The 22,600-nt window shown below is 33.1% G+C and carries 20 protein-coding genes and 3 tRNA genes; 8 read left to right on the top strand and 15 right to left on the bottom strand.

Translation table 11 applies throughout. The features are described 5' to 3' along the window. Positions 1 to 20: 20 nt before the first annotated feature. Positions 21 to 407, bottom strand: a complete 387-nt coding sequence (locus ACYSNV_RS03425; RefSeq protein WP_461761161.1) for an START-like domain-containing protein — start codon at positions 405 to 407, stop codon at positions 21 to 23. A 143-nt stretch (positions 408 to 550) separates the two neighbouring features. On the opposite strand from ACYSNV_RS03425, the gene ACYSNV_RS03420 reads away from it, so the two are divergent. Next, a tRNA-Met gene (locus ACYSNV_RS03420) sits at positions 551 to 624 on the top strand. Between the two features lie 133 nt (positions 625 to 757). Here the strand turns inward: ACYSNV_RS03420 and ACYSNV_RS03415 are convergent. The 3 genes from ACYSNV_RS03415 to ACYSNV_RS03405 form a co-directional block, all read right to left on the bottom strand. Further along, positions 758 to 1,903 carry a DEAD/DEAH box helicase gene (locus tag ACYSNV_RS03415; RefSeq protein ID WP_461761160.1) on the bottom strand — a complete coding sequence of 382 codons (1,146 nt, stop codon included), beginning with the start codon at positions 1,901 to 1,903 and terminating at the stop codon, positions 758 to 760. Positions 1,904 to 2,164: 261 nt separating this feature from the next. Beyond that, positions 2,165 to 2,545: a DUF779 domain-containing protein gene (locus ACYSNV_RS03410; RefSeq protein WP_461761159.1), complete on the bottom strand. Its 381-nt coding sequence runs from the start codon at positions 2,543 to 2,545 to the stop codon at positions 2,165 to 2,167. A 13-nt stretch (positions 2,546 to 2,558) separates the two neighbouring features. Further along, positions 2,559 to 4,064 (bottom strand): aldehyde dehydrogenase family protein, encoded by a 1,506-nt coding sequence (locus ACYSNV_RS03405; protein ID WP_461761158.1) that lies wholly within the window; start codon positions 4,062 to 4,064, stop codon positions 2,559 to 2,561. Positions 4,065 to 4,479: 415 nt separating this feature from the next. On the opposite strand from ACYSNV_RS03405, the gene ACYSNV_RS03400 reads away from it, so the two are divergent. The 3 genes from ACYSNV_RS03400 (at position 4,480) to ACYSNV_RS03390 (ending at position 5,443) form a co-directional block, all read left to right on the top strand. After that, positions 4,480 to 4,553, top strand: a tRNA-Met gene (locus tag ACYSNV_RS03400). Positions 4,554 to 4,637: 84 nt separating this feature from the next. Beyond that, positions 4,638 to 4,711 (top strand) — tRNA-Met (locus ACYSNV_RS03395). Positions 4,712 to 5,203: 492 nt separating this feature from the next. Further along, positions 5,204 to 5,443 (top strand): hypothetical protein, encoded by a 240-nt coding sequence (locus ACYSNV_RS03390; protein WP_461761157.1) that lies wholly within the window; start codon positions 5,204 to 5,206, stop codon positions 5,441 to 5,443. A gap of 64 nt (positions 5,444 to 5,507) precedes the next feature. Here ACYSNV_RS03390 and ACYSNV_RS03385 read toward each other — a convergent pair whose 3' ends face one another. The 9 genes from ACYSNV_RS03385 to ACYSNV_RS03345 all read right to left on the bottom strand — a co-directional run bounded on the left by ACYSNV_RS03385 (position 5,508) and on the right by ACYSNV_RS03345 (position 15,499). Then, on the bottom strand, positions 5,508 to 6,143 hold the full coding sequence (locus tag ACYSNV_RS03385; RefSeq protein ID WP_461761156.1) for a DEAD/DEAH box helicase: 636 nt from the start codon (positions 6,141 to 6,143) through the stop codon (positions 5,508 to 5,510). Positions 6,144 to 6,978: 835 nt separating this feature from the next. After that, on the bottom strand, positions 6,979 to 7,926 hold the full coding sequence (yfdV, locus tag ACYSNV_RS03380) for a transporter YfdV (RefSeq protein ID WP_461761462.1): 948 nt from the start codon (positions 7,924 to 7,926) through the stop codon (positions 6,979 to 6,981). Positions 7,927 to 8,044: 118 nt separating this feature from the next. Continuing rightward, complete coding sequence (locus ACYSNV_RS03375) at positions 8,045 to 9,178, bottom strand: cupin domain-containing protein (RefSeq protein ID WP_461761155.1); 1,134 nt, start codon at positions 9,176 to 9,178, stop codon at positions 8,045 to 8,047. A gap of 641 nt (positions 9,179 to 9,819) precedes the next feature. Further along, a complete protein-coding gene (locus tag ACYSNV_RS03370; protein ID WP_461761154.1) occupies positions 9,820 to 11,130 on the bottom strand; it encodes an ABC transporter permease in 1,311 nt (436 codons plus the stop codon). 1 nt (position 11,131) lies between these two features. Next, positions 11,132 to 12,052: an ABC transporter ATP-binding protein gene (locus tag ACYSNV_RS03365; protein WP_461761153.1), complete on the bottom strand. Its 921-nt coding sequence runs from the start codon at positions 12,050 to 12,052 to the stop codon at positions 11,132 to 11,134. 186 nt (positions 12,053 to 12,238) lie between these two features. Further along, complete coding sequence (gene dnaJ / locus ACYSNV_RS03360) at positions 12,239 to 13,384, bottom strand: molecular chaperone DnaJ (RefSeq protein ID WP_461761152.1); 1,146 nt, start codon at positions 13,382 to 13,384, stop codon at positions 12,239 to 12,241. Positions 13,385 to 13,409: 25 nt separating this feature from the next. Further along, positions 13,410 to 13,991, bottom strand: coding sequence for a nucleotide exchange factor GrpE (locus ACYSNV_RS03355; protein ID WP_461761151.1), 582 nt, complete (start codon positions 13,989 to 13,991; stop codon positions 13,410 to 13,412). A gap of 141 nt (positions 13,992 to 14,132) precedes the next feature. After that, a complete protein-coding gene (locus tag ACYSNV_RS03350) occupies positions 14,133 to 15,038 on the bottom strand; it encodes a TIGR01777 family oxidoreductase (RefSeq protein ID WP_461761150.1) in 906 nt (301 codons plus the stop codon). Between the two features lie 2 nt (positions 15,039 to 15,040). After that, a complete protein-coding gene (locus tag ACYSNV_RS03345) occupies positions 15,041 to 15,499 on the bottom strand; it encodes a DUF4442 domain-containing protein (RefSeq protein ID WP_461761149.1) in 459 nt (152 codons plus the stop codon). 151 nt (positions 15,500 to 15,650) lie between these two features. Between ACYSNV_RS03345 and ACYSNV_RS03340 the strand changes: the two genes are divergently transcribed. Both ACYSNV_RS03340 and ACYSNV_RS03335 read left to right on the top strand, forming a co-directional pair. Continuing rightward, positions 15,651 to 15,992: a PadR family transcriptional regulator gene (locus ACYSNV_RS03340; RefSeq protein WP_461761148.1), complete on the top strand. Its 342-nt coding sequence runs from the start codon at positions 15,651 to 15,653 to the stop codon at positions 15,990 to 15,992. Then, positions 15,985 to 17,547, top strand: a complete 1,563-nt coding sequence (locus tag ACYSNV_RS03335; protein WP_461761147.1) for a PspC domain-containing protein — start codon at positions 15,985 to 15,987, stop codon at positions 17,545 to 17,547. Before ACYSNV_RS03340 ends, ACYSNV_RS03335 begins: the two co-directional genes overlap by 8 nt. 545 nt (positions 17,548 to 18,092) lie before the next feature. On the opposite strand, the gene ACYSNV_RS03330 is transcribed toward ACYSNV_RS03335, so the two are convergent. Beyond that, on the bottom strand, positions 18,093 to 18,794 hold the full coding sequence (locus ACYSNV_RS03330) for an OmpA family protein (RefSeq protein WP_461761146.1): 702 nt from the start codon (positions 18,792 to 18,794) through the stop codon (positions 18,093 to 18,095). A 25-nt stretch (positions 18,795 to 18,819) separates the two neighbouring features. Beyond that, positions 18,820 to 19,278, bottom strand: a complete 459-nt coding sequence (locus ACYSNV_RS03325; RefSeq protein ID WP_461761145.1) for a lipocalin family protein — start codon at positions 19,276 to 19,278, stop codon at positions 18,820 to 18,822. A 154-nt stretch (positions 19,279 to 19,432) separates the two neighbouring features. Here ACYSNV_RS03325 and htpG point away from each other — a divergent pair, with 154 nt between their 5' ends. Both htpG and ACYSNV_RS03315 read left to right on the top strand, forming a co-directional pair. After that, entirely contained in the window at positions 19,433 to 21,289 is a 1,857-nt protein-coding gene (gene htpG, locus ACYSNV_RS03320; RefSeq protein ID WP_461761144.1) for a molecular chaperone HtpG, read from the top strand. 181 nt (positions 21,290 to 21,470) lie between these two features. Further along, complete coding sequence (locus ACYSNV_RS03315; protein WP_461761143.1) at positions 21,471 to 22,445, top strand: EamA family transporter; 975 nt, start codon at positions 21,471 to 21,473, stop codon at positions 22,443 to 22,445. Positions 22,446 to 22,600 lie beyond the last annotated feature (155 nt).

Raw genomic sequence — 22,600 nt, 5'->3', positions numbered from 1 at the left:
TAAGTTTTATTTGTATAAAATTAGGCCGAACCTAATACTTGTTTTAAATCACTAATTTGATTCTCCCACAATTGTGCTGACTCCTTAATTTCGTCTGCTTCGGCAAAATCTGTTACCGTTAATGTAACATCTTTAGTAAGTTCATCCTTGGTGATACGGATTTCAAAATAATAATCGGTTTCTTGATCATTTTCATCCAACCAGCGATACTTTACTCTTTCATCAGCCTTACGGGTAACGATTTTAGCCTTCTCTTGGGAGTCGCCCCATACAAAAGAATATATCTCTCCCCTAGAATTAACATTATCAGCAAACCACTCGCTTAAGCCAGATGGATCAGAAACATATTGATATAGTAATTGTGGTGACGCATTAATTGAAAACTCGAGTTCGTATTTTTCTTTCATAGTCTCTTTATTAGTTTTATTTTTTCGAATATAGACATTTTTTCTAGATAAAAAAATGTTTTTAAATTCAATTCAACCTTGTTTTATACTATTTTATTTATATATTTGCACCCGCATTACAAAAGTAATAGCCACCAACATTTGGCGAGGTAGCTCAGTTGGTTAGAGCGCAGGATTCATAACCCTGAGGTCACGGGTTCAACTCCCGTCTTCGCTACTACACAAGGACATAGCAAATAAACTATGTCCTTTTTTATTTAATATATTCTGTATATATTTTTTTCACTTTACTGCTTGTAGAAAAATAAAAAAACCACAACATTTACATGTCATGGTTTTTAATCTATAATTTAATAATCTCTTAAATCAATTTGATCGGTATATTGTAAATCTACACGATGTTTCATTTTCTTTTGAATAACTTTAAAGTGATGTAAATCTTCTTTGGTTAACAAACTAATGGCTCTTCCCTTCTCATTTGCCCTACCTGTTCTACCTATACGGTGAACATAATCTAACGGGGAGCGTGGCAATTCGTAGTTAATAACACAAGGTAGAAGATCAATATGAATACCGCGTGATAAAATATCGGTTGCCACAAGTACCTGAACTACCGAATCTTTAAAATCTTTTAGTGCAATATTTCTGGCTCCCTGACTTTTTTTACTATGCAATGCAGTGGCTTTTATACCATTTTTTTGCAATTTGGCAACTAAATTATCGGCGGACCTAGTGGAGGATACAAATATTAAAGTTTGACCTAAATCTTCATTTTTAAACAAATATCTTAAAAATGGACCTTTACGCTCGGGGTCCACCAAATAGGCATCTTGATGTATTAAATCTACTTCTGTTTGTAAAGTTTTCTCTACTTCAATAGTATGAAAGTCCACATCTAAAATCTGCTTTATCTCTTGTACTTTATCATTTAATGTGGCTGAAAACAATACATACTGTGCTTTTTTTGGAATAACTTTTAAAATAGACTGTAATTCTTGTTCAAAACCAAGGCTAAACATTTTATCCGCCTCGTCAATAACCAATGTCTGAATGTGAGCTAAAGAAAGTGCATTTTGTTCTAGTAAATCAAGTAGTCTTCCAGGGGTAGCAATTAAAATTTCTGTACCCATTAAATTCTTCATCTGTGGATTTACCGAAACACCTCCGTAGATTGCCATGGATTGTATAGGTCTTTTGAGTCCCGTTTCACAAGATTTCACAAAATCATGTATCTGTATAGCAAGCTCTCTGGTAGGTACTAAAACCAATACAGGAATATTACGCGAGTTCGTGTAGGTTATATCTTGACGTTTTTGTAATAAAGGTAAGATAAAACCAGCGGTTTTTCCCGAGCCTGTAGGAGCTATCCCCAAAACATGCTTCCCTTGTAAAATAACTGGTATAGCACTATTTTGAATTGGAAAAGGCGTAGAGATACCCTGATTAATTAAAGACAAAGACAAATTCTTTGCTATTCCTAATGATTCAAAAGACATAAATATTTTTTATTTGATACCGAAGTATTATTTTCCACAAAGATAAGTCTTTTAACAAAGCCCTTTGCAAAATTATTAGCAACTCTTGGCATTGCTCTAAAACAAGAACTATTTGTTTAAAACATAAATACCCCCAGATTTACAACTAAAGGCAAATAAAAAAATAAAGGCTGAGCGCTTTTTAGCGTCTCAGCCTTCAACCCTTAACCAATATAAAAAACAGGTGATAAAACAAAGGTATGACCTTGGTTATATCTGCCTTTATTCTCTTGTAATTAATTCTTGTAAATTCTCTAACTCCTGGGGCGTAAATAAGCGATAATGTATTTTAAAAGTTTTTCCTTTTGGAACTTCCAATGAAAATCCACCCGTTCCAAAACCATCTAAGACATCTAATGTAAAATGAGTATGCTTCCAATATTCATATAATCCATGATCAACCCAAAATTCAAAACCACATACTTTACCTATACAAACATCCTTTCTCTTTAAACGAAAACTTCCTTTTTTAAAACAATTTGGCTGTGTACCCTCACAACAACCTCCTGCCTGATAAAACATAAGCTCACCATGCTCTTGAGCCAACTCCTTTATTAAAGACTTGGCTTTGTCTGTAACATCAATTCTACTTATTTTCCCCATGATAGTTTGTTTTTTAAAAGAATCCTAATTTATTCTTACTATAAGAAATAAGCATGTTTTTAGTCTGTCTATAATAATCTAACATCATCTTGTGATTTTCTCTACCGATTCCAGACTCTTTATATCCCCCAAATGGTGCTCCAGCTGGATAATTATGGTAATTATTTACCCATACACGTCCTGCTTGAATTGCTCTTGGTACTTGATACAACTCATGGGCATCCCTTGTCCATACTCCAGCACCTAATCCATAAAGTGTATCATTGGCAATTTCAATGGCCTCTGCTTGGTCTTTAAAAGTAGTTACAGCAAGAACTGGACCAAAGATTTCTTCTTGAAAAATACGCATCTTATTGTGTCCTTTCATTAAAGTTGGTTGGATATAATACCCTCCTTCCAACTCACCTGGTAGATGATTAATATCTCCACCTGTTAGAACCTCAGCACCTTCTTGCTTACCTAATTTTAAATAAGAGGTGATTTTATCAAATTGCATTTTCGATGCCTGAGCCCCCATCATGGTAGTTGGATCCAATGGATTACCAAATTTAATGGCCTGAACCCTTTGAATTACTCTTTCAATAAACTTATCATAAATACTCTCTTGAATTAATAATCTTGAAGGACAAGTACAAATCTCACCTTGATTAAAAGCAAAAAGAACTGCCCCTTCAATGGCCTTATCTAAGAACTCATCGTCGTGATCCATCACAGATTCAAAGAATATATTAGGAGACTTTCCACCTAACTCTAAAGTAACTGGTATAATATTTTCAGTAGCGTACTGCATTACCAATCGTCCCGTTGGAGTACTTCCGGTAAAAGCTGCCTTTCTAATTTTTGGATTTGTAACTAGAACTTCCCCTAACTCGCTTCCAAAACCGTTTACTACGTTTACAACACCCTTTGGAATTAAATCACCTATTAACTCCATTAATACCATAATAGACACAGGGGTACTCTCTGCTGGTTTTAAAACAACTGCGTTTCCTGCAGCCAAAGCCGGAGCTAACTTCCAAACTGCCATTAATATTGGAAAGTTCCATGGAATAATCTGTGCCACAACTCCAATTGGCTCATGAACAATTAAAGAAACCGTATCGGAATCTAATTCTGCTAAAGATCCTTCTTCTGCGCGAATCACACTGGCAAAATACCTAAAGTGATCAATGGCTAAAGGTATATCTGCATTTAGCGTTTCTCTAATTGGTTTCCCATTATCAACCGTTTCCACTGTGGCTATTAATTCTAAGTTTTCCTCCATGCGATCGGCAATTTTATTTAACACCGCACTACGCTGGGCAGCTGAAGTTTTACTCCAAGATTCAAAGGCTTTTTCAGCAGCATCTACTGCCAAAGCAATATCTTCTGCACTAGAGTGTGCTACCTCAGCAAAGGCCTTACCTGTAATTGGAGTGATTGACTCAAAGAATTTACCCTTTACCGGGTCTATAAATTCTCCACCGATATAGTTACCATATCTTTTCTTAAATTCTGGAAATTTGAAATTACCTGCCATATAAAAACTGTTTTTAGAATTACTAATTTATTGAACCATAAGATACTAATTTTTTTACAACACTTATTAATTCCATTCCATATTTAACATTTTAAACTATACTAGTTCAGTATTGTTAACATAATCTAATACTTTTCTTTGCGTCTTATCTAACTTTTACTTTTTTAAAAAATAAAAGCTAATAAGCAGTCTAAAATCATCTTATATCCAAGGCTAACTAATAATAAAAACATAGTTATAAACAAGAATTAATTAAGTTATTAAAAATCAGCTACACTAAATAACTCACAATAAATAACTTAAATGAAATTAAATTTATTAAAGAAAAATTATGCCTTAAAAGATTTGTATACATTACAATTTAAACTATATTTGCACTCGCAATTAGCAAACAAAGTCTGTTTCTATGCACCATGGCGAGGTAGCTCAGTTGGTTAGAGCGCAGGATTCATAACCCTGAGGTCACGGGTTCAACTCCCGTCTTCGCTACAAAAAAGAACACCTTTTCAATGGGCTGTACTTTTTATTTACATATTAAAAAACCTTTGTATTGAAAAACAATACATAAATCTTGGCGAGGTAGCTCAGTTGGTTAGAGCGCAGGATTCATAACCCTGAGGTCACGGGTTCAACTCCCGTCTTCGCTACTTGATAAGGGCATAGTTAAGCAACTATGTCCTTTTTTTATAGCTGCTTGCTTTAAGTAAAAAGAAATGATTTTCTATTAATTTGACAGCGAATCTTACCTACCTCTTTAACTCAAACACCTATTTTATTTAGGCAAGCATCAAAGTAGTTAGTCCTGTTTTAACATAAGCTTATTTCCCTTTATCGCTTCGAAAACCCTACATAATATCTAAAAATAAAAGCTTATCTTGTTTTTCAAATATTTCTCTTTAAAATACTATTGGTCATCGCAATTAAAATAGGCCGCCATGTAAAATGAATTTCAAAAATTAATTTTTTTTAGCCTAGACACCCAGTAAATCTTTGTCTTATAGGACTGCAGAAAAACAGATAAATAGTTAAATTTATAATTACAAATAGATTTAGCCATTAAGATAAACCTTAGACCAAATTATTTTAATAACTTTAGTAAATAGTAAAGTCCTTTTGGAATTTAAATAAAATAGATAACAATGCTTGTATTTAATAACCTGTTGCTTTTCCCTTTTTTAACCCTAGGAAATATTGCCCAATTAGAGCGAATTGTACAATATTGCTTCTTGGCAGCTTTTTTAATTGTTATTATACGACTACTACGAGATATTTTTCAACTAAAAATTCCCTTTAAAGTCGCTTTAAAGAAAAGAACAGCTAGTTTAATAAGTATTGCAATAATGTATATTATTGTTACTGGATTAACCCTATTAAATTAAAAAACAGTTTACAAAATCTTGCAAACTGTCTATTTTTTAAAAAAAAGCAAATTTTATATTACTACTAATGTTCTGAATCTGGATAAAAATCTAAGTACTCCACATCCTCGGACATAGTCTTGTCTACAAAACTATCCAAACTCTCTTGATCGTTTGTAGTAAAGTAAACCCTTTGCGTCTTACCTATGCTTTCAGACAAGCGAAATAGCTTGGTCTCTAAACGATTTTTTAATTGAATATCTAAATCATCTATAATGTACATCTTTAATTGATTTACATCGAAACCAGCCAAAGAAAACATCTCATTTAAACGTTCAGCAGTACCTATTAAAATATCATTACCCAATGACATCAGATTTTTATCTTGGTCTAAATCTGTATGGTTGTGAACCCCATATACATTGACTCCCATTCTGTAACCAAAACGTTCAAATTCTTCTAACAAACGTTCTACTTCATTTTTATCTTTAACCACAATTAAAACACGAGTGGAAATCATATCTTGGGCCGCTTTTTCTACACGCTGTAAAGCTGCAATCACCATAGCAGTGGTCTTACCTTGCTGGCTTGGTGCAAAAATCATAAAATCTTGTCCACTTTTAATTGGTCCAAAAGTGCGTTTTTGCAATTCTGTTGGCTCTGTGAATCCTTGAGATTCTAAATTAGCCATTAGAGTAGAATTTATTTTTTTTAATTTCATAGCTTTAATTTTAATTTCCTTAAAGATCCTAAGACACCCACAAATATATTGTTATTTTATCACTATTACTGGGTAAAATTTAAAAATAGACAACACTGAATTGCAACATATTAATAATTAACTTATTGTGATTCTGTATTTTTCCTTTGCAAAAATCAAGCATTAAGTAGATTTCCTTGATCTGAAACCACCCTAGCCATAATCCAGTCTAGTATATTGGCTTTGAAAAAGAACAGTCTGGCTTATTGTCCTGAAATAAGTAGGTTTTGTAAAAACAATCTAACTATAAAAATAAATTACTTACTTTTTTATTAACAAGATTCAACAGTAAAAAACTCTTAAAACATATTATATCTGTGGTTTACTAACATTTTTGATCACTACTTTGAACCTTTAGCCATATGCAAACACATAAATCTAATACCTAACTATCTCTGGTTTTACTTAAAAACCATAATTTGATTCTCCTGTAAAAAAAAGTAACACTATATTAACTAGGAGTAGGTATCACATCATTTACATTTTTGTGTAAAAATGTAGCGATCCCATCAACAATTGGCTTTAAAAATAAAATATAGTAATATTTTCACATTACGGACTTATCTACCTCTAGTTAGATGGTTACCTGGCTAGATTAATCAACAATAACCTATTACAAGAAAACCAGTAAAGCACTAATTTTACAGTAAAACACCTACGGATATGTTTATTATCTAACGAGTTGGGATTACAATAAAAAATAAGGGTTCAGTATACTGAACCCTCTTGTTTATAGATTAAACTTTTTTAAATCATTGATCTACCTTTTTTATTAGCTCATCTGTTTTTAAAGTAACTAATTTCCTAAAAGTTTCACTACATAAACCCACATAGGTGCTGCCACAATAAATCCAATAACACTCACCGCTAGACTCGAGGTGGCTTGCTGGGTATACACATTATATTTTCCAGAAATAATTACTCCAGAAAACGCAGGTGGTAGGGCACAACCCAAAACTAACATGGTAAGTATGGTATTATTTAAATTAAAAATCAAGCCTAGTATTAAAAATATCCCTGGCATGAAAAACAACTTAAAAAAAACATTGTAGGCAATCTCTTTATTAAATTCAAATTGATATGCAGCAAGGGTAAGTCCAGCTGCAAAAACAGCCACACTTGAGTTTGCTTGGGCTAATAAATTAAATGTAGGAGCAACTTGTGTAGGAATTTTAATTCCTATAAGAACCAGCACAACTGCAAGGATGGGAGACCAAACCACAGGTTGCTTTAAGGATGCAATTAAAGCATCTCTACCACTATTCTTGTCCTTATTAGCACTATCTGCTCCAGCGTTTAATAAATATAATCCTAGAGGAAGAGTTACCGCATTAACAACAATTGCAATAATGGCAATCACTAATCCAGTTTCGATACCTGTACCGTAAAGAGGATCTAAAATCGCATAACCCAAGAAGCCTATCGTTGGAGATCCTGCAACTAAAGCACAAACAGCAGCTTGAGCTTTCGAGCGTTTAAAAAACCATTGTAAGGTAAAATAAGAGGTCATAAATAATCCAACAAGCCCCACAAGAGTAATTATACTCAGGGTAGCGTTGTCAAATAACATTTTTCTATCAGCTTTAACTATCGAAATAAACAAAGCTGCTGGTAAGGCGTAATCCAAAACCAACTTATTAAAAACTTGAGATTGGCCTTTTTGAAAGACATTCTTTTTACCGCTAAGATATCCAATTGCCATGACAGCCAAAATGGGTAAAAGATCGTTAAAAAAGCATCTTATTCATAAATTCTTCCATATATGTATATTTTATTTAATAATGATAGAGAAATCAACTTTCAGTAACTAAAACATCTTACTGCAAGGACAATGTCTGTATTTTAATAAAAATGGAATATTACTACCCTTTTACAATTGTCTTATACTCTTGTCGTAAAGAGTCTATAAAAGGTTCATTGATGTTTAAGTGACCAGATACAATAGATTTCGGAGTCAATGCTAACCAATTGTTTAAGGATACATCTTTATACTTAGGTTTGTGAAATACATTTAAGACTCTTACCGGTTCATCTCCAATATTTTCAATATAATGGGATAAAGTCCTTGGTACATAACCAACATCTCCAGCATCGTAATCAAAAGTTCTTGCATTATTAGAAGCATCAAATACTGTCATTCGTGCTTTTCCACTAATATAATATTGAAGCTCATCTGCGTCGGGATGCCAATGAATCTCTCTCATACCTCCTGGTTTTAGATCAATTATAAGAGTAGCTAGATCAGTAGCTTCAAATGTTTCATTATCTATTAATTGTGTAGCTCCACCTTCAAACTCTTTTTTTGCTTCTTTAGATGCTCTAAAAACATATTTGTTGGTAAAATTCACCGCACCAAGCTCTTTACGTACTTGCTCAAGAGGCCCAGGAACAGGTAAACGGAAAATGTACTTTTCACTAGGTGGAATCCCATCAAAAGCAGACTCGGGCACTCCGAAGTTTTTCGCCAAAACTTCCTTTGGTGTATGGGCAAACAGCTCGGTTACTAATAAGGTCTGATTTTCCGAAAAATTTCCATCATTAAATACTAATACAAACTCAGTTCCTTGGTCATCTAATCCTTGAATAGCATGAGGGAAACCAGGGGGTGCATACCAAAGATCACCTTCTTCTAAATCTTCAATCAATACATTTCTTTGATCATCTACCAAGTAAAATCTAACTTTTCCCTTAAGTACGTAAGACCATTCTCCTTCTTTGTGCCAATGCAATTCTCGTATAACTCCTGGAGAAAGACGCATATTTACAATAGCCATCTCTTCCATACATTCCATTTCCCGTTTTGTTATTTGTCGAGCCCAACCACCATCTTCTAAACGGTTATGTGCCATAGCAAATGGAAATTTTAAATTAGGAATATCCCCATGGTCCGTTTCTGGTGGTAATAAAAGGTCGGGATTTAACTTTTCTGCTTCTAAATTACGCGGTCCAATAACCGTTGCTCCATGGGTTCCACGAATAGGTTCTACTTTTTTCATATTATAATTCATTTAAGTTAAATTAATAAATCAATTACTAATTTAAGTAAAAATTAAACATATTAAGTAATTATCTTAATATTATTATAAAATAAACTATATTTCATTTGTTTTAATGAGTTTTTATAAACGTTATTTAATGATAAAATTCATTTATTTCAATCCCAAAAAGTCAGCAGTAGTACCATTTTAAAAGACAAAATGCTTTTTTATTTAATAACAATAAGCAGGATAAATAAAGGGAAATTCAGCATGGTAATTTCTCACTTGTTTTTCTTTTTTTCTTTTTTTTACAAATCAGTCTTATAAGATTCCGATCTAAACACTCTTTGTTTTAACTAAATCCATCTAGTGCTTTGCTTTACTAAATACAAGCACAGATTTTAATAAAAAGTCAAACTTTGGTGATAAATACAAACTACTTATAATTTTATATAAACTAGACAAATCAATAAATAACCAAACAGGCTCTAAAAATAATAAGCCAACAAGGCATAAACTTTGATAAAAAGAATTTTTTTATATTTTTCACATAACAAAAAAAGCCTCAAAAAGTGTCTTACTTTTTGAGGCTTTTCTGCGTATTATGCGCTTTTTTATATATCAAGTTTTTATTACAAAGTAATGTTATCTCTTATTAATTAATAACCTAACCATTTATAAAGCTCTTTCCAAGATGGTTTCTTTCCATACATTAAAATACCAATACGGTAAATCTTTGCACTTAACCAAACCACAAGTAAAAACGTTCCAAACAATAGTACCAAAGAGACAATTACCTGCCAAACTGGAACACCAAAAGGAATACGCATTAACATCACTATAGGAGAGGTAAATGGTATCATAGAAAAAATAGTTGCCACACTACCATGAGGGTCGTTCATTACGGTAAAAAAACCAATATAAACCCCAAGCATCAAAGGTAACAAGATTGGCAATAAAAACTGTTGTGAATCAGTTTCGTTATCCACCGCAGCTCCAATAGCGGCGTATAAAGAACTATAAAGGAAATACCCGCCAATGAAATATAGAATAAAATAAAAAGTTAATGAGAAAAGTGGTAAAGACAATATCTCACTAATATAACCTTGCAATTCGGCTGTTTGTGAAACATCTAATCCACTGTTTAATTCTTGCAAATCAGGCATTGGTACATTTGGGCTTAATTCCACACCAAAGACCATACTTGCAATAACCATAAAAACAACACCTAACACACCCCATATTAAAAACTGTAAAACACCTGCTAATGAGGTTCCGATAATCTTGCCCATCATAAGTTGAAACGGCTTTACAGAGGATATTATAATTTCAATTATTCGATTGGTCTTCTCCTCAATAACAGATCTCATTACCATATTGCCATAAATGATTATAAACATCATTATAAAATAGCCAAATAACCCTCCTAAAACAACTTTTATTTCATTTAAACCCTTTATGGTTTGTTCTCCAGAGGTTTTCTCTAGCTTTAAGTTTACATTGGCCTGGGCAGCATCAATTATAGCTATATCCATGCCTGTATTCTCCAAGTTTATATGAGTTAACTTATTGTTCACTAAAAGTTCTACTTTGCTTATAAAGCTAAGGCTAGGACTTTCATTGGAGATATAAGTGATACTATTTTCATACTCCTGTGGCGTCTGATTATTGGGAAAATAAAGCAATCCATAATAAAGCTCTTGTTGCACATTGTCCTTTAAGATAGCTAAATCAACACTAGAGACATCACTATAATTATATTCGGAATTATTTTCAAATTCCTGTATGAAAATTCCACTAGGATCATAAACTGCTATTTGCTTTACATCTGCTTTCATTGTGCTTAAATAAGCAATTAATCCAGTTAGTAAAATAAAAAAAACAGGACCCAAAAAAGTCATCACTATAAAAGATTTATTGCGCACCTTGGCCACAAATTCTCTTTTGATTATTAAAGATAAAACACTCATATTATTTACTTACACTTTGGATAAAAATATCATTAACCGTTGGTAACTTCTCTTGAAAGTGAGTTACTTGCCCAAACAAAATTAATAACTGTAATAATTCATTAGGCAATTTATCACCTAAATCTATTTCTAACTGCAACTCTTGATTTAAAGACTTAAAGCTTGTTGTGGTTAACTTATATACTTGACTAATTGCTAACATTAATTTCTGGACATCGTCGGTTATAACACCTACTTGATACAAATTGGTACGAAATTGCTTTTTCACATCCAATAACTTTCCCTCAATAAGCTTATGACTATTGTTTATCAAGGCAATATCATCACACATCTCCTCTACACTTTCCATACGGTGTGTAGAGAATATAATAGTGGTACCTTTTTTCTTTAATTCAATGATTTCATCTTTAATAATATTAGCGTTCACTGGATCAAAACCTGAAAAAGGCTCATCTAAAATTAAAAGTTTCGGATCGTGTAATACCGTTACCACAAATTGAATTTTCTGAGCCATCCCTTTGGATAACTCTGAAATTTTTTTATCCCACCAATGACCAATCTCCAAACGATCAAACCAATAAGTCAACTGCTCTTTGGCTCTTGCTTTACTCATCCCTTTTAACTGAGCTAAATACATGGCCTGTTCACCAACTTTCATGCTTTTGTACAAACCTCTTTCCTCAGGCATATAACCAATATCCACAATATGATGCGCACTTAAAGGTTTTGAGTCTAGTAGTATTTGACCACTATCGGGGTAAGTAATTTGATTTATAATTCGTATTAAAGAAGTCTTCCCTGCTCCATTTGGTCCAAGTAGCCCATAAATACTCCCTTTGGGTACAGTCAAAGAAACATGGTTCAAAGCTGTTTTATCGGAATACTTCTTGACAACATCTTTTACTTCTAATATAGGTTGCATAAGTTATAAAATATAGATTTCAAGTATGAAATTGTTTAATAATTCCAAAAGTAGGATATTTTTTTGCCTTTAGCAATAGGCATAAAAAAACCCAACCTTATTAAAAATAAGGTTGGGAAAAATTGCTATGAAAAAGAAAATCCACTGTTTAATAAGTGTTGGTCAAAAGTATGACTATTTTTCCAATTAAGAAAACATTTCTTTTACTTTTTCAAAAAAAGATTTGTCACTTTTTGTCGGAGCAGGTTTGAAGTTAGAATCTTCTAAATTCTTTTCGAAAAATTCTTTTTGTTCTTTACTTAACTTCTTAGGTGTCCATACATTAACGTGTACTAATAAATCTCCTGTTCCATATCCATTTAAACTCGGTATTCCCTTACCTTTTAGTCGTAAAATCTTACCGGATTGAATTCCTTCCTCTAGTTTAATGCGTACTTTTCCTGTTACAGTTTCTATCTCTTTTGATCCTCCAAGAGCCGCTTCGGCAAAACTAATATAAAGATCTAAGTGAATATTATCTCCTTCACGTTTTAAAGTATTGTGGTCTAATTCTTCAATAACTACAAGTAAATCTCCAGCAACGCTATCCTTACCAGGAGCTTCATTTCCTTTACCACTTACTTTTAATTGCATGCCATCGGCTACTCCTGCTGGAATTTTGATTGATACGGTTTCCTCTTGTGTAACCATACCTTCTTTATCCGAACCTGCTGGTTTGTGATCTATTACTTGACCACTTCCACCACATGTGGAACAAGCCACCGAGGTTTGCATTCTTCCAAGCATTGTATCCATTACCTTTACAACCTGTCCTGTACCATTACATGTTGGACAAGTTTTATAGGTAACTCCTTTTGCTTGAACTTTACGTTTTACTTTAATTTTCTTTTCAACTCCTGTTGCAATATCCTCTAGGCTTAATTTTACTTTGATTCGAAGACTAGTTCCTTTCACGCGTCTAGCCCCTTGTGAACGGCCTGAACCAAATCCACCGAATCCGCCAAAACCACCTCCACCAAAAATATCTCCAAATTGACTAAAGATATCTTCCATGTTCATTCCTTGGCCGCCGAATCCACCGAATCCACCGCCTCCAAATCCACCACTACCATCAAAAGCAGCGTGTCCATATTGGTCGTATTTTGCCTTTTTATCTGGGTCGCTTAAAACCTCATAAGCCTCAGCTGCTTCTTTAAATTTATCTTCCGCAACTTTATCTCCTGGGTTTTTATCTGGGTGAAATTCTATTGCTTTTTTACGATATGCTTTTTTTATAGCTCCCGCATCTGCACTTTTATCTACCCCTAGTATTTCGTAATAATCTTTTTTCATCTTTACGTGTTGTATTTCTTAAAAATTATTGTCCAATTACTACTTTAGGGAAACGAATAATCTTATCACCTAATTTGTATCCTTTTTCAATCACATCTACTACCTTTCCTTTTAACTCGTCTCCTGCTGGAATTTGAGTAACTGCCTCGGCAAGATCTACATCAAAAGCATCCCCTGATTTAATCTCTACTTGTTCTAATCCTTTGGACTCTAGTGTGTCTTTTAATTTATTTGAAATTAATTTCACCCCTGTTAAATGCTCACTCTCACCTGCTTTTTCTAATTCAACAATTGCACGGTCAAAATCATCTAACACAGGAAGTAAGCTTTGAAGAACATCCTGTCCAGCAGTTTTAAATAACTCGATACGCTCTTTTGAAGTTCTTCTTTTAAAGTTTTCGAACTCTGCAAACAAACGCAAATATCTATCTTTCTCCTCTGCCAATTTAGCATTAAGTTCTTGCTCAAGAGTAACTTCACTATCTTGTTCTTGCTCATTAGTTACTTGTTCTTGCTCATTAGTTACTTGATCTTGTTGTTCAAGATTCTCTTGCCCATTAGTTTCTACTGCTTGTTCCTGCTTATTTATATCTTTTTTCGTACTCATATCTTTAGAAAAATTATTTTACATTTTTTATTTCATTTTCTAATAGCAAATCCTTTGCCAAGCTAATCTAGCTGTCATAATGACACAAAAAAAAGACACCTTTAATAAAAGTGTCATATTTTTTTTATATTAAAAAAAGCTTCAGTGGTAGAGCTGCTCTAATGCTCCTTTTAGATCTGAAAACTTGAATTTATATCCTTTATTTTGAATTTTCTGGCAACTTACTCTTTGTCCATTTAAAACTAAAACGGCTTTTTGCCCTATTGCTAATTTAATAACCCACCCCGGTATACTAAAAGGCCAAATAGGTCTTGCTAGAACCTTACCAAGAGTAATTGTAAATTCCTTATTTGTCATAGGATGTGGAGATACGGCATTAAATATCCCGGTGTAACTGTTTTGTAAAATATAATTAAAAACACCTACTAAATCTTGTATATGGATCCATGAATAGTATTGCTTTCCACTTCCCAATGGTGTACCTAAATAAGCCTTTATTGGAATGATCATCTGCTTTAAAGCTCCTGTATCCCTTTGTAAAACCATGCCAATTCGCACCAAAGACAGTTTCTTACCTATTAATTCAAAATTTTTGTTTTGCTTTTCCCACTTCTGCACCACATCAGCCAAAAAATCGTTCCCTACTTGATAATCTTGTTCATCTTGCCAATTTGTTGAGTCACTATAAATGCCAACTGCCGAGGCGCAAATCACATGTTGCACCTGGTTGGGATACTGCACTAACTTGTCTTGCAAAAAACAACTGGAAAGTATTCTAGAATTTAATATCTCTTGTTTGCCGGCCTTAGACCAAGAACCAGCAATACTACTTCCGGCTAAATGAATAATAACATCTACCTTATCAAAAGCTTTGTAATCAATCTGGGCTTTTTCTGGATTCCAATAAAACCCTTTAGCCTGTAGAAAAACACCACTGGTTTTATTTTTATTGGTCGTTAGGTAATTAACCGAATAATCTTGATCCAATAATGATTGAACCACCTGTTTGCCAATACTACCTGTGGCTCCAGTTACAAGTATTTTCATATTTACTTACTTTTTAGCTTTATGGTCCACTCAAAATTCATCACACTTACCTGCTCCCCCATTTGATTACGCCCTATGCTTTGCATCCAAAGGGTAACTCCTTGTTTGGTTTCAATGGCCTGCGAAATGGCCTGGTCGACTTTAATTCCATCATTACACTGAAAAAAAATCCTCCCTGTTGCTTTTTTTGTAAAACTACTATTATTGGAAGCTACTAACATAGATATTTTATGTCCACTTTCCTGAATTTTCTGCATCATCAACACACCAGTGGACAGTTCCCCAGCCATAGCCTGAACCGCAAAATACATCGATTTAAATGGATTTTGATTAGCCCAAGAATGCTTAACACTAGTTACTGCAATCTCCTTAGAGATTTGTGTTAGACGAACCCCGCTCCAATACGCAGCAGGAAGTTTAAAGAATAAAAACTTATTAACATTGGATACTGTAAAATTCATAATACGGCGTATTTTTTTTAAATATACAAAAAATATTTTTGTATTTAAAGACTCTTTGAAAAGTTAAATATTTCTTAAATATCAGTACTATGCGATACAAAGTACCTTCCTTTAGACATATATTTGTATAACATTTTACAAAGCAGAACTTATGAATATAGAAAACACAAAAGCCCAAATGAGAAAAGGCATTTTAGAGTTTTGCATTCTATCTATTTTACAAACTAGAGATTGCTATACCTCTGAAATACTTGATGAGTTAAAAAGCGTAAAATTAGTTGTTGTTGAAGGAACCGTATACCCTTTATTAACAAGACTTAAAAACGATGATTACCTATCCTATAGATGGGAGGAGTCCGTCTCTGGACCCCCAAGAAAATACTATAAATTAACGCCAAAGGGAGAACTGTTTTTACAAGAACTAGCAAAAACTTGGCATGAATTATCTAATGCTGTACAGGCTATAACAAATAAAAATCAAACCCATGAATAAGACGCTAACTGTAAACATTGCCGGAAGTGTTTTTCATATAGACGAAAACGCTTTTGTTAAATTAGACCATTATTTAAAGACCATTAAAAAGTCTTTCTCAATAGAGGAACAAGATGAGATTATACACGATATAGAAATCCGAGTTTCTGAATTATTTTTAGAAAAATTAACCCCGAGCAAACAAAACATAAATCTACAAGATGTCGATCAGGTTATTTCCATTTTAGGAGCTCCAGAGGACTATATAATTGAACAAGATTCAACTAGTGAATCCTTTACCTACTATCCTAAATCAAAAAAATTGTTTAGAGATACACAAAACGGAATACTTGGTGGAGTTTTAGCAGGTCTGGGACATTATTTTAAAATCGATCCGGTGTGGCTACGTATTATTTTTGCTGTTTTAGTATTGTTCTTTGGAACTGGTGTACTGCTATATCTTATACTATGGATTGTAATTCCTGCAGCTAAAACAACTTCCCAGATTCTACAAATGCAAGGAGAGCCCATAACGGTTGAAACTATTCAAAAAAAAGTAAAGCAAAACATTGATGTAATTCAAGATAAATTTCAACAAGTAGACTATAACAAGTACAAAAATAAAGCACAAGTAGCAGGTCGAGAATCCGGAAAATTAATTAGCCGCATTTTGGGGATTATTTTTCTTGTAATTAGCTCGATAGTTATCCTTTTTAATGTCGTTTCGTTTTTTATCCTTTGGATAAATAAAGGGGTAATTACAAACTTCTTCGCTCCGGTTGATATTTCGTTTTTAAATGATTTCCCCCTATACTATAACAAAATATTTTTTAATGCTCTTTTACTAGTAACCCTTCCATTTGTTGGTCTGTTTATTATTGGACTTCGTATGGTTTATACCAATTTAAAATACATTTTACTTAGCTTAGTAATTTTATTTGTAATCTGGGTGGCTAGTATTTTCTACTTTACTGCCATAGTTTTAGATTTAGAAAAATTATCGGATAAACACTGGGATTTTATAATAAATCAACGCCACATTATACAGGTAAATCACAATAGCTCGTATAGTAAACCGTTGTTTACATACCCAAAAAACAATACAGTAAATAAGTCATTATCAACCAGTGAAGCTGTTGAGCTTACGGTGGTATTACCCGAATATTTTGAACAAAAAAACACCACACTGGGTAATCCTGATAAAAAATTTATTTTTGAAAGTCAACCACAAAACATGCAATTTCAAATATCTCCAACTTTTTCCAATGAGATATATGTTCAGGCTAAGCTAATAAACAAAAAAGACAACTCGGTAAACACAAACGTAGATACAGATTTACTGGATTTAATGGTATTGGATAACCAAATTATCATCCCGGGGGATTTTTCTGAAAAACTTACCAAAGAATTCGATGATAAAACCCATCAATTAACCTATACGATTTACCTACCACAGGCAAAAAGTATTTTAATGACAAAACCTCTACAAGAGTTATTAAATGACATAAATCTTCAAATAGGTAAAAAATATAGCATAAATAGCCAAAGAGAATTAATTTGTTTGGATTGTAACTAATTCTTACGATAAAATAAATCTTGAAAACAACTTTACAGGCTATTTAAAAAATACATTTTTTTAAAATAAATACCCAAGTCAAACAGGTAATCTATAACAGTAATACTTTATAGTTTACCTGTTTTTTTATTGTACTTATGGAGTAAGAAATCAACGTTTTTCCAACTCTAAAAAGGCTCCACTACACAAAGTAAAAACCAATATGTCCGTATAAAAAAAGATAACTACACTGCTAAAAACAGTACTTAGCAAACCCTGTGTAGCGTCCTTTACTATTTAAAAAAAAAAAAAACGGACTTTAGTTATTAGTCCATTTTTTGTTTTTGACTATTACATTCACATTATAACAAAAAGCAAACAGCATGTTTTAAACATAAAAAACAAACAAAATCTTAGGGTTGTTTAACTCGAAATAATATAGTCAAAAAAAAAAACGCTTACCAAGAAACTTTTACTTTCTTAATAAGCGTTATGTTTTTTGCCTCTTTAAATAAGGCATCCCCTAAAGGGTGCTATATAATAGAGGGTATTTTAATCAAACTTTTTTAATGTGAACCCGCTTCATTTTGAGCATCTCTTATCATTTGCTCGTTTGCTCTAATTGCAAATTCAACACGTCTGTTTTTTGCTCTTCCTGCCTCGGTATCGTTTGAAGCAATTGGGTCTGCGATTCCTAAACCATCTGTTGAGATTCGGTTAGCGGCAATTCCCTTTTGTACAAGGTATTGCTTTACCGAGGCTGCTCTTTGTTTTGATAAACTAAGATTATATTCTTCTCTTCCTGTATTATCCGTATAGCCAAAAATACTAATATAAGTATCTGGTTCTTGTTTAAAAACAGTTACCAACTTATCTAAGTTTGCCTTTGCTTTATCGGTTAAAGTAGCTTTATTTAAGTCAAAATTCACTGAGTTCTCTCCTAAAACTAATTTAATTCCCTCGCCAACTCTTTCTACTTGAGCTCCTGGTAAAGTTTGCTCAATAGCTCTGGCTTGTTTATCCATTTTATTACCTATTACACCCCCGGCAGCACCTCCAATTACTCCACCTAAAACAGCTCCCAAGGCACCATTACCACCTTTTCCAAGGTTATTGCCTAAAATTCCACCAATCACAGCACCTCCCGCAACCCCTATGGCAGCACCTCTTTGCGTTTTATTAGTATTTTTAATAGATTCACAACTCGTAAAACTAACTGAAGCCGCTAAAAGACTTGCAGTTACAAATATGGTTCCTAACTTTTTCATGTTATTCAATTTTTAATTCTCTTTATTAGTTTCTTACAAAGTGATAAACTACATCATAACTCTGTCCCGAGGCGTAGAATTTATCTACCAAATCAAAACTATTAGCATTTTGATTCTCAACCTGTAAAGAGTAACCTACAGTGACTCTTTTTGCTTTCTCACCTTGATCTACAAACTTAAACTCAAATAAGCCATTTGGATCAATTGTCCATTTAAAATTACTCTCAAAACTAGGACAAGATCCTCCTTTTGTTAAAGCCATCGATCCGGTATTGTTATTGGAAACAAATTGCCACTGACTTCCTTCAAAACAAGAAGCATCTGCAATATTAAAGGAGTTTACCTTTACAAATTCGCCTCCAATATGGCTAACTTTAGTTAAGGTCCAGCTACCTTTAAGTCCAACTTGACTCTTAGTATCCATAGTAGGCTTACACGAAACAATAAACAATGCAATTGCACTTAAATAAACAAACTTTTTCATATCATTATTTTTTTTATGTAATTTTTTCCGATTCTAGTCTGTACAAAGTACCTATATGTGTCAAAATGTCAGCTTTTTAAGATTCGGCACTTTTTTTGACTTTCTGTGGTTGTAAAAATACAAAATTAATCGTCAAATAAATAAAATCATTCTTATGACATCTGGAAAAATTAACGTTACAGTGGAAAATATATTTCCACTTATTAAAAAGTTCTTATATAGTGATCATGAAATCTTTCTAAGAGAGTTAATTTCTAATGCTACGGATGCGACTTTGAAATTAAAACACTTAACAAGCATTGGAGAGGCCAATACAGAGTATGGTGATCCGATGATTGAGGTTAAGATCGATAAAGAAAACAAAACTTTAACCATTCAAGATCAAGGCCTTGGAATGACTAAAGAAGAGGTTGAAAAATATATCAATCAAGTAGCCTTCTCTGGAGCTGAAGAATTCTTAGAAAAATATAAAGATAGCGCAAAAGATACAGGTATTATTGGTCACTTTGGACTTGGATTTTACTCCGCTTTTATGGTAGCTGATAAAGTAGAAATCTTCACAAAGTCTTATAAAGATGAGCCGGCTGCTCATTGGACTTGTGATGGTAGTCCTGAGTACACGCTAGTGGAATGCGACAAGCAAGACCGTGGAACGGAGATTGTTCTGCATATTGCACCAGATTCTCTTGAATTTTTAGAAGAATCTAAAATACAAGAGTTGCTTGTAAAATACAACAAATTTATGCCTGTGCCAATTAAATTTGGTACCCGTACCGAGAAACAAGACGATACAGAGATACAGGTAGATAACATCATTAATAACCCTAGCCCTGCATGGACTAAACAACCATCAGAGTTAAGCGAACAAGACTATAAAGATTTTTATAGAGAGTTATATCCAACTCAATTTGAAGACCCTTTATTCCATATTCATCTAAATGTGGATTATCCATTTAACTTAACTGGAATATTATACTTCCCTAAGTTAACGGCCGATATGCAAATGCAAAAGGATAAGATTCAATTATACCAAAACCAAGTATTTGTAACGGATAATGTAGAGGGAATTGTACCGGATTTCTTAACTATGTTAAAAGGGGTGATTGACTCACCAGATATTCCTTTAAACGTATCTAGATCTTATTTACAGGCCGATGGAAATGTGAAAAAAATATCGAGTTACATCACTCGTAAAGTTGCCGATAAATTAAAATCACTTTTCAACGAAAACAGAGAAGATTTCCAAGAGAAATGGAACGATATTAAAGTAGTTTTAGAATATGGTGCTTTATCGGAAGACAAGTTCTATGACAAGGCTAAAGCTTTTATGCTTTACCCTACTGTAGATGGTAAATTCTATACATTAGATGAGTTAAAGGAAGCTACAAAGGAAAACCAAACAGACAAAGATGGCAATCTTGTGATTCTTTACGCATCCAATAAAGATGCGCAACATAGTTACATCGCCGCAGCCCAAGACAAGGGGTACCAAGTGTTACTGTTAGATTCTCCTATTGTTTCTCACTTGATTCAAAAGTTAGAAAGCGATAATGAAAAATTAACTTTCACTCGTGTGGACTCAGATCATATTAGTAACTTAATTAAAAAAGAAGATTCTGAGATTTCAAAACTATCTGAGGAAGAGCAAAAAACATTACAAACAATCATTGAAACGGTGGTTCCTAAACAACAATATACTGTTAAATTAGAATCCCTAGATAGCCAAGATGAGCCTATTATTATCACACAGCCAGAGTTCATGCGTCGTATGAAAGAAATGAGCCAAAGTGGTGGTGGTGGTATGTTTGGAATGGGTAATTTCCCGGAGATGTACAACATTACTGTAAATACAAATTCAGATTTAGCAGCTGCTATTATCAATAATACAGATGAGCAAAGCAAAGAGGCACAAGTACGTCAAGCCATAGACTTGGCCAAACTTGCACAAGGTTTGCTAAAAGGAGAAGAACTAACTGCTTTTGTTAAAAGGAATTTTAATAATTTAAAATAAACTTTCTTATTTTTTTATCTTTAATGGCCTGCAATTTTAAATTGTAGGCCTTTTTTTATGCTGCAAAAACTTGTACCTTTCACAAAGACAATCCAACTATAAAATCATAAGGTATCAGACATTTGTCCTTCTTTAAAGACTTTTTCAAACGTAATTTTGCAACCAAATATTTCAGACATATATGAATCAACAAAGTACATTAAAAGGAGTATTCTTAGTAGCCCTTGGTGCCTCAAGCTTTGGAATGCTAGGCTCGTTTGTTAAACTAGCCTATAAAAGTGGATATACCACTGCCGAGGTAACTCTAAGTCAGGTTCTTCTTGGTTTATTAGGAGTTTTTATTTTATCCTTGCTATCTAAAAAAAATAACAATCAGATAAAACCTACTAAAAAAAATATACGCAATTTAATTCTAGCGGGTACCTCCATGGGCTTTACCTCTGTTTTATATTACTTATCTGTTAGTTATATTGACGCATCGATTGCCGTGGTATTACTGATGCAAAGTGTATGGATTGGAGTGGTTATGGAAAGTATTTTAACCAAGAGGTTTCCAAGTCTAACTAAGATAATAGCGGTTATAATGATTTTATTTGGAACTCTTTTAGCAACGAACGTTTTAAAAAGCGAGATCTCTTTGGATTTTAAAGGAGTTTTATTTGGTTTTATGGCAGCTTTTTCTTTTGCAACTACCATGCTAAGCTCTAATCTAATTGCCAATGAATTACCAGCCATTAAACGAAGCTTTTTTATGTTATGTGGAGCTACAATTATTGTATCTATTTTTGCCTTTTTCACACAATTAGGACCAAATAACTTCGTGTTTTTCAAGAACTTATATTTAGAATTTTCTAGTAACACCACAGGGATTCATAACTTTAATTGGAATATTTTTTATTCTTGGGGATTACTACTTGCTTTATTTGGAACTATCCTACCCCCTATTTTCTTAAACATGGGCTTTCCTCACACTGGAGTGGGACTAGGTAGTATAATTTCCTCTTTGGAGCTTCCTGTATCGGTAACAGTAGCTTTTTTTGTTTTACATGAGAATGTAATTTTTTTACAATGGCTGGGAATATTCCTAATTTTAGCTGCAATTTTTCTAATGAACAGTAGTTTAATTTTTAAAGGCCAAAAAAAACAACTTATGTAAAATAATATCATTTTTTTTTTATAAATTTTCAATTCGACATATTACTTTATTTTTCTAATATTAAAGCTCCTTTTTTTGGGAGCTTTTTTTATTCTTTTTTAGCTCAATCAAGTCAATTACCCATCTCTATCTCCCTGTTATCGGGGATTTGCACT

The organism is Myroides sp. LJL119 (assembly GCF_054871605.1).
The sequence above is the reverse complement of the archived record's forward strand: the minus strand, read 5'-3'. Positions and strand labels throughout refer to the sequence as shown.